Below are 4590 nucleotides of genomic sequence, written 5' to 3' on the forward strand. Positions count from 1 at the left end.
TGCTCAGCGTTGGCGCCTGATTCTGAGAGGCCCGCAATACTGACTGGCACGGATTTGTATCCGTGTTTTTGTGCTGTTTTTTACAGCTCTATAAAAGGCGGTGAAGAAATCATCATTTCTTCACCGCCTTTTTTTGCACAAGGAACCCCGATGCCCTCTCATCCCCTATACTCAATGAGCTTGGTGTCTGCCATAGTCTACGGCCCGCTGCCGGGATGCAGCAGCGGCCCGGGGAAAGCGAATCCCAGCCCCTTCAGTTACGTTCTTTCTTTTCCACTACGATATGGTACCCTGAAGCTTTGGTGAGACGGTTCATGATGGCAAGACCCAGGCCTTTGGTGTCGGTGCCTTCTCCTATGATCTGGTCCACAGGATGCTGATTGAAGTAGAGGAGGCCGGAGAAGAGGTTATGGGCAAAGCTTTCCTGGCTGTCCCGGCTGCCCCATACGAAGACGGGCAGACCGGGTTCCAGTTTTTCTGCGATTTCAGAACTTACGAAAAATCCGTAGGTTTTGTCTTTTTTACGGGCAAAGGAGAGGATTTCCTTTGCCACCTCAATCCTGTCTCCGGTATACACGGTCAGAGGCGCGGAGGGGGCGTAGTGCCTGTACTTCATGCCCGGCGCCTTCGGATGGGCACTGCCGGTGGCCAGGGCGCTGTCCACTCTGGCAGGGGCGAAGGCGGAGAGCATTTCCAAAGTGATCCCGCCGGGGCGGTAAATCACGATTTCCCCGTTTTCAATGCCTATGACCGTGGATTCCACGCCGATACGGCAGGGGCCGTCGTCGATGATGGCTTCAATGCGGCCATTCATGTCATGGTACACGTCCTTGGCGGTGGTGGGGCTGGGTCTTGTGGAAATATTGGCGCTGGGGCCGGATATGGGGACGCCGGCGGCGCGGATTAAGGCTCTGGTGGCTTCGTTGGCGGGGCAGCGGATGGCAATGGTGTCCAGGCCGCCGGAAGTTTCTTTCGGAATGATGTCTTTCTTTGGAAATACGATGGTCAGCGGGCCCGGCCAGAAAGCGTCCATGAGCTTTTCTTCCAGCGGTGTCACTTCTTTCACATAGCGGGAAACTTCTCCCTTATCTGCCACGTGTACAATGAGGGGATTGTCGGAGGGTCTTCCTTTGGCGGCGTAGGTTTTTATGGCAGCCTCTGCGTCAAGGGCGTTGGCGCCAAGGCCGTACACCGTTTCCGTAGGAAAGGAAACAAGGCCCCCTTCCCTGATGATTTTTCCCAATTCAAATACTTTATTTTTGAAATAGTCTTCATTCACCGGCACGATTTCCGTAGTCATTCTTCCGCCTTCTTCCTGCAGTATACGGCTCTTTCAATGCCGCCGTAGTCAGTTATGACTTCAAAGGAATCAAATTTCCCTGTTTCTTTCAAAAGGTTCACCACCGCATCCGCCTGGTGGATGCCGAATTCCGCCGCCAGAAAGCCGCCTTCCTTCAAGTGGTCTGCAGCCGCTCCTGCCAGTTTCCGGTAGAAATCAAGTCCATCCCTGCCGCCGTCTAGGGCGGTCATGGGTTCGTGACGCACTTCTTCGGCAAGGCCTGCAATATCGCCTGTGGGAATGTAGGGCGGATTGGTGAGGATGCCATCGAAGAGTTCTCCCTCTTCCAATGCGGTCAGGTAATCCCCTTCCTGCCAGGTAACACGGTCTTCCATTTTCAGGTTCTTCCCGTTTTCCTCAGCCACTGCCAGGGCTTTTTTCGAAATGTCCACCCCTACTCCGGTGTCTTCCTTGCAGTAATAGAGGAAGCTCAAAAGGATGGCGCCGCTTCCGGTGCCCAGGTCCGCCACCTTGGCGCCCTGTTCGTTTCTATGGTACTGAATCACCTTTTCCAGCCAGGTTTCCGTGTCGGGGCGGGGAATAAGCACGTCCTCATTCACCTGGAAGGTAAGACCCATAAATTCCTTTTCCCCGATGATGGCGGCGGTGGAAATGCCGCTTACCCGCTTTTTAATGTATTCCCGGTACTGGGCAAGTTCCGACGGCTCCACAATGAGGTCGAAATCCGTGTAGAGGTAAATCCGCTGCTTGTGAAGAACGTGGGCCAGAAGAAGTTCCGCGTCCAGCCGGGGAGAGTCCAGATGGTGCTCCTGAAAATAATGGGCAGTCCAGAGCAGGAGCTTTTTAATGGTCCAGATGGTATTACCGGCCATTGGCTTCCCCTTCTTTCATCCTTCTTGCCAGGTCTTCTTCCATGAGGCGGTCCAGAATGGGGTCCATATTTCCGTTCATGAAATCGTCCAGCTGGTAAATGCTCATGTTCACCCGGTGGTCCGTCACCCTTCCCTGGGGGTAGTTATAGGTTCGGATGCGTTCGGAGCGGTCGCCGGAGCCTACCTGGCTCTTCCGGTCCGCCGCTTCCTTACTGATGGACGCACGGAGGGCCTGATCGTAGAGGCGGGATTTCAGAATCTGCAGGGCCTTTTCCTTATTCTGCCGCTGGCTTCGTTCATTCTGGCAGGTCACCACCATGCCCGTGGGCAGATGGGTAATGCGGATGGCAGACGATGTCTTATTGATGTGCTGTCCGCCGGCTCCAGAAGAACGATACACATCGATGCGGAGGTCTTCTCTCTTAATATCGATATCCACATCCTCCGCTTCCGGAAGCACTGCCACGGTGACGGCAGAAGTATGGACGCGGCCCTGGCTTTCCGTTTCCGGAATACGCTGTACCCGGTGCACGCCGCTTTCAAATTTCAAAATGGAGTAGGCATTCTTTCCTTCAATGGTGCAGGTCACTTCCTTGAAGCCACCCAGGTCCGTCTCATTGGCATCGGCAATTTCCAGTTTCCAGCCCTTCCGTTCTGCAAACTTGATGTACATCTTCAAAAGGTCCGCTGCAAAAAGAGCCGCCTCTTCCCCGCCGGTGCCGGCACGGATTTCAAGGATCACGTTTTTACCGTCATTAGGGTCCTTGGGGATAAGCATCTTATGGATTTCCAGATCCAGCTCTTCCTTTTTCTTTTCATTTTCCTTCAAATCTGCCTTAGCCAGCTCGTGGAGATCTGCCTGGGACTTGTCTTCCAGAATGTCCTTCGCATCCTTCACCGCCTGGTCCGCTTCCTTGTACTCCCGGTACTTGGCCACAATGTCACCCAGTTCCGCATGCTCCTTGGACAGGGCCCTCCACCTGTTCTGGTCCGCAATGACAGAGGGATCGCTGAGCTGGTCCTCCAGGGTCACATAACGGGCTTCCATGCCCTCCAGTTTACTCGTCTGCATATCATTTACTCCTTAATATGAAATGTTAGAAATCCTTTTCTTAACAGTAATATGTATAAGTATATCACAGGGCGAAAATGGGCAGTAAAAAACAGGGCCTGCGCCCTGTTTCTCAGTCGGATGTTTTTCCGTAACGTTTGTTGAACTTTTCGATACGGCCGCGAGCCTTTCCGAAACGCTGCTGTCCTGTATAGAACGGATGGGATTTGCTGCTGATATCAATATTGATCAGCGGATATTCATTGCCATCTTCCCATTTTACAGTCTGGTTAGAAGTAGCTGTAGAACGGGTCAGGAAAGAGTAGTCAGCACCGATATCACGGAAAACGACTGGATGATAATCCGGATGGATTCCCTTCTTCACTTGTTGCACCTCATTTCAAATACATAGATAATTCTTTGCTATTATAACAAACCATGTCATCGAATGCAAGGGATAAATTTGAGAAAAGATGCATCCAATGGGGTAAAAGGGGCCGCTGGGCGGCCCGGGTTCAGAAGGTTCAGAAGGTTCAAAGGGTTCAAAGGGGGGTGATATCGCCTTTGGACACGCCTGCGGCGTGAGGGTTCAGAGGGTTCAAAAGGTTCAGAGGGTTCAAAGGTTGTGGTATCGCCCTTCGGGCGATGAATATGAAGTCAGCGTTACGGGATTTGCGCTTGTGTCTCGAATGCTGCATGACGGAGAGTCGGAGCCCCCTTCCTTAGGAAGGGGACGCAGTAGGCGCCGGAGGATAGGGGCGTCAGTTCTTTTTAAAATCTATCGGACCTATCCTCAGGGCTTCGCCCAGCTCCATTCCGGCCGGGCGACAAAAAGGAAAGCGATTCTAAATTTCTCGTTTCCCCTTGAGGGGAACGCCTCGAAGAGGCAAAGGGTGTACGAGGGGTAAGAATGACAATGTTGCTCCAATGCTTGTTATACGCAACGCCTTACTTCGCCCGACTTGGCAATCCTATGCAGGATTGCCACCTGGGGAAGGAGCCTGACGTTACGGGTTTGGCTTTCCGCCCCATCGTCATTCTGAGCCGCAGGCGAAGAATCTCCGTAAGAATCGCAAGTAACAGAAGTATCGTTAAATACAAGTCGGCGGGAAGGCTGCTCTACACTAACCTTTGAATCATACGTTATGAACAGCATTCCGATGAATTAGCCGCCTGTGGCGGCTTTTCCCCCCTTTGGTGCCTTACGGCACCACCTTTCCCCCGCAAAAGCGGGGGCACTATGGGTGCTGAGCAATAATGCCATATGACACTATGGGAAAGCGTTGAGCAAATCTCCCCCTCCGGGGGAGACGCCGCCGCAGGCGGCAGAAGGGGTGCATTTCCACGCCCGCAAGGGCGGTTGGCCT

Annotated in this window: 4 protein-coding genes; all 4 read right to left on the minus strand. The window is 53.1% G+C overall.

Annotated elements, in window-relative coordinates; translation table 11 throughout:
• Positions 1–253: 253 nt before the first annotated feature.
• Positions 254–1300, minus strand: coding sequence for an L-threonylcarbamoyladenylate synthase (locus QZQ29_RS08935; RefSeq protein WP_296962488.1), 1047 nt, complete (start codon positions 1298–1300; stop codon positions 254–256).
• Positions 1297–2172 (minus strand): peptide chain release factor N(5)-glutamine methyltransferase, encoded by an 876-nt coding sequence (prmC, locus tag QZQ29_RS08940; protein WP_296962489.1) that lies wholly within the window; start codon positions 2170–2172, stop codon positions 1297–1299. Before prmC ends, QZQ29_RS08935 begins: the two co-directional genes overlap by 4 nt.
• Positions 2162–3244, minus strand: coding sequence for a peptide chain release factor 1 (gene prfA / locus QZQ29_RS08945; protein WP_296962491.1), 1083 nt, complete (start codon positions 3242–3244; stop codon positions 2162–2164). The genes prmC and prfA overlap by 11 nt, the downstream gene beginning before the upstream one ends.
• Positions 3245–3356: 112 nt before the next feature.
• Complete coding sequence (locus QZQ29_RS08950; protein WP_008858969.1) at positions 3357–3608, minus strand: type B 50S ribosomal protein L31; 252 nt, start codon at positions 3606–3608, stop codon at positions 3357–3359.
• Positions 3609–4590: the final 982 nt, after the last annotated feature.

Origin of the sequence: uncultured Dialister sp. (genome assembly GCF_900538805.1) — a bacterium.
Taxonomy (GTDB): Bacteria; Bacillota; Negativicutes; order Veillonellales; family Dialisteraceae; genus Dialister.